This is a genomic window from uncultured Nonlabens sp. (assembly GCF_947495285.1).
Taxonomy (GTDB): domain Bacteria; phylum Bacteroidota; class Bacteroidia; order Flavobacteriales; family Flavobacteriaceae; genus Nonlabens.
Map to the genome: position 1 here is coordinate 1 of NZ_CANLXZ010000063.1, position 3,369 is coordinate 3,369.

Genomic DNA, 3,369 nt, shown 5'->3' on the forward strand with positions numbered 1-3,369 from the left:
AACACAACTATTATAATCCTAGATATAAATGAATCGGTGAATTTCAATGTTGCGAAATCTTTGATTTTTTGCAACGTTGCCGTATAAGAAACGTAGGGCAGTTAATAAGCACTTTAGTTTCGGTTTATTACTTAGCTAAATATAAATATTTTGCTTTTATTTTTTCTACTATAAACGCCAAATTTTATATTTAGCGGACTTTGTTAATATTCACAGACCTTTCGGTAAACACAAACGCCCTATGTTTTTTATACCGTGTTGTGTTTTCGTACTTTTTTTCCGCAAAATTGCTAGCGTTGGCAAAGACATACTCTTTTGCGATTTTTGGCTTGTGTTTCGGCTGAAGCGAATTGCAAATGTGTATGGCTTTTAGCGTTGGCAAATCCATCAGAATATTAATTCCGACAACATTTTCTTTATATCCAAATGCTTTGCTCCTTGGACGGATTTTGAATTCATTGAAACCAACTCAATCCAATCTATAATCTTTTTCTTTTCCGTTGTTTTTTCATTCCAATATTCTGATAATTCGATTGCCGAAGTATTAATTAAAATCTCCAAAACTGAATCTAGATTATCGAATAGTTTGATAAATACTCTTGGAATGTCTTTATACGTTTTATTTTTAATGAAATAATCGTCTTTTCCTCCAGCAGTAAAAAGGTCTCTCACGTTTGGACAAACAACAGCTTCTCTTGTTACCAACCAAATTGCAAGTCGAGCAAATTTGTCTCCTCGGTTACTAAAAACTTCTGGAAAATAAACCATAGCTCTGTTTTTAGTTTCTTTTTTTTCTTTTAGGCTTAAGTTATTCCAAATGTTGATTACAAGATTACTGGCTTTTTCGGTGTCTTGAATCCACCATAAATCTTGCCCAGGCTTTAATTTGCTTTTGTAGTAATCTGTAATTGATTTAATTGGGTTTTTCTTTTGACGTAAAGTGTCATAAGATGTATTGATTTTATCAAAAATCGTCTTTCCTTCTTCCAAGTTCATATCGATTAAATATCTTGGTGAGTGTGTAACAACGACTTCCGATAAACACTCTTCGTAAGCACGACTTCTAAATTCAATCGGTTTTCCAAGTTTTCCAAAAAGCATATAAATTCGCTCAACATCATCTACTCTTGTAGATTCCAAAACACTATTTCCAGTTGTTTTCCAATGGTTTTGCGTTGTTGTCTTGACCTCGATACCATAGAGTTTCTTTGCTACAATATCAGGGAATTTTTGTCCGCCAATTAGTTCTATTGAGTTTTCAAATTGTGAACCAACTGCTAAATCAGTCATTACATCTCTAACATAAGGTTCAAGTTTAGCGCCTCTTAATTGCTCAATCTTTTTAGGCGATTTTTTTGCGTGAGCGTTTAATTCTTCAATTGTAGAATTTAATAAAGCGTTGAACTCTCTTTTTTGTGGTTCTGAATTAACTGATACTACCATTATTTTTTAAAATATAAATCCCAAACATTTTCTATTCTCTTGGCTAAATTATAAGCGAGTAGTGGTGGAACAGCATTACCAATTACTTTATATGCTTTTGAAGGACTTACCAAATATGAACCTTTACGACCCTGTTTATTTGCAATTACAAATTCATAATCAGGTGGAAAAGTTTGAATTAAAGCACATTCTCTTGGTGTCAAACGTCTTTCTTTTAGCCCTTTTGAAAGTTCTTCTGTTAATATTCCTCCATTCTTTTTTGATAATCTCCTAAATTCTATATTTCCGTGATGTTCTGCTCTAATCGTTGGGCTAATTCCATCTGGTTTTATTTCTATTTGACCTTGACAATGTTTACCCATAAATTTCGCTTTTGAGTAAAATTGTTGAGATAAATCGTTTGATTTTTCAGGCTCTTTAATATTAGCGAAAAGTTCTTTTAAATCTACGTGACGTTTTAAATCTTCTCCATCTGTTGTGTAAGCGTGAGTTGGTTTTGGGTACGGATTGTATTTATCTGAAATAATTCCCTTTTCTAATTGCTCAAGAGCTGATTTTTTTAATGCTGATTTTTTGATTCCAACAAAGAAAACACGTTCTCTTGATTGTGGAACACCATAATCTGCTGCGTGCAAAACACGAGGATTTAAAACTAAATATGCATTGTCTCCAGCAGAAGAAAAGTCACTTTGAATAATATCTTTTACATTAGATAGGTTAACCAAACCTTTTACATTTTCTGCAATGAAAATTTTTGGTTGAGTAATCTCAATAACTTGTTTCATCCACATATAAAGCTGACCACGAGTTTCTTCGGTTGCTGTGCTTTTTGTATTAAATTCTCCTTTATGATTTTTGTGTGAATCAAAACCGTTTCTTTTTCCTGCAATGCTAAAATCTTGACAAGGAAAACCACCAGTTACAATGTCTATATTTTCAGGGAAAACCTTTGTCCCACTTTGATGCAGTTTTACCAAATCGACTATGCTGTCTGTTTGGTAATCTTCTGCGTTGTGTCCTCTTTTTGAAAAGTAGTTTACCCAAGCGTTTCTTGCATCTTTTAAAATGTCATTTGCAAAAATTGTTTTAAAACGTGTTTTTGAGAGTTTTATAAAGTTATTTTCAAGTTCTTCGTTTATAAAATCAGGGTTTAAAATCTCGTTTACAGATGATTTTAAAACTGAAAAATCTCCCTCAAAACCTAAATCCATTCCACCACAACCAGAAAACAAGGAAAGCATATTTAAGGTAGAGTTACCTTTTTGTTCTTTCTTTTCTGTTTTTGGGTAGAGTTTTACAGCCAATTGAGGTTCCTCAACTACGCTTGTATTTTCTGTATCAGTTGTTAATGTTCGCATAGTTAGTTTTGAATTGGATGTGATTTTAAATATTTAATTTTTTTCTCGGCTACTTTTAGCACTTTACTTGCACAATCTTCATCTACAATTTCATAAGCAATCTTGTCGCTTATAAATTGTATTAAAAGTTCGTCTTTATCGAGTTTTAATATTTCTGCAAGTTTGTCCAACATTTCTTTTGTCGGTTTTCGCTCGTTTCTTTCGATTTTACTCAAAATTGCTTGGTCGATATCGACATAAGCCGATACTTGTCTTAAAAGAAGTCCGAGAGCTTGTCTTTTATTTCGTAAAATTTGTCCGATTGTTTCCATTTGAATATTATTACTTGACAACAAGTGTCAAATATAGTTTGTCAAATTTTGGAAAGCAAGAAATTCGGATTGTATTTTTTCGAGCGTTGGGGAATTTTAGCTCTTTTGGTTTTTTGAGCGTTGGAAATGAGCGTTGGCAAAAACCGAAAGTGCTAAAATATGCGGCTGGTCAGTATGAAACACAACGGTAAGGCTATGATTCGTTTTACTCATCAATCCTTACCTTAAAATCTTAATTGATGGCTCTAAAGATATTA

Annotated in this window: 3 protein-coding genes; all 3 read right to left on the reverse strand. The window is 32.7% G+C overall.

Annotated elements, in window-relative coordinates; translation table 11 throughout:
• Positions 1-387 precede the first annotated feature (387 nt).
• Genes Q0838_RS14105 through Q0838_RS14115 form a run of 3 tightly spaced genes read right to left on the reverse strand, consistent with a single transcriptional unit; the run spans position 388 to position 3,112 of the window.
• Complete coding sequence (locus Q0838_RS14105) at positions 388-1,443, reverse strand: hypothetical protein (RefSeq protein WP_298956524.1); 1,056 nt, start codon at positions 1,441-1,443, stop codon at positions 388-390.
• Positions 1,443-2,801: a DNA cytosine methyltransferase gene (gene dcm / locus Q0838_RS14110; RefSeq protein ID WP_298956526.1), complete on the reverse strand. Its 1,359-nt coding sequence runs from the start codon at positions 2,799-2,801 to the stop codon at positions 1,443-1,445. The genes Q0838_RS14105 and dcm overlap by 1 nt, the downstream gene beginning before the upstream one ends.
• 2 nt (positions 2,802-2,803) lie before the next feature.
• Positions 2,804-3,112 carry a helix-turn-helix transcriptional regulator gene (locus Q0838_RS14115; RefSeq protein WP_298956528.1) on the reverse strand — a complete coding sequence of 103 codons (309 nt, stop codon included), beginning with the start codon at positions 3,110-3,112 and terminating at the stop codon, positions 2,804-2,806.
• Positions 3,113-3,369 lie beyond the last annotated feature (257 nt).

Excerpts from the sequence above, each read along its gene's own strand:
- Q0838_RS14115 (WP_298956528.1), bottom strand. The coding sequence starts at position 3,112 with ATGGAAACAATCGGACAAATTTTACGAAATAAAAGACAAGCTCTCGGA.
- dcm (WP_298956526.1), bottom strand. The coding sequence starts at position 2,801 with ATGCGAACATTAACAACTGATACAGAAAATACAAGCGTAGTTGAGGAA.
- Q0838_RS14105 (WP_298956524.1), bottom strand. The coding sequence starts at position 1,443 with ATGGTAGTATCAGTTAATTCAGAACCACAAAAAAGAGAGTTCAACGCT.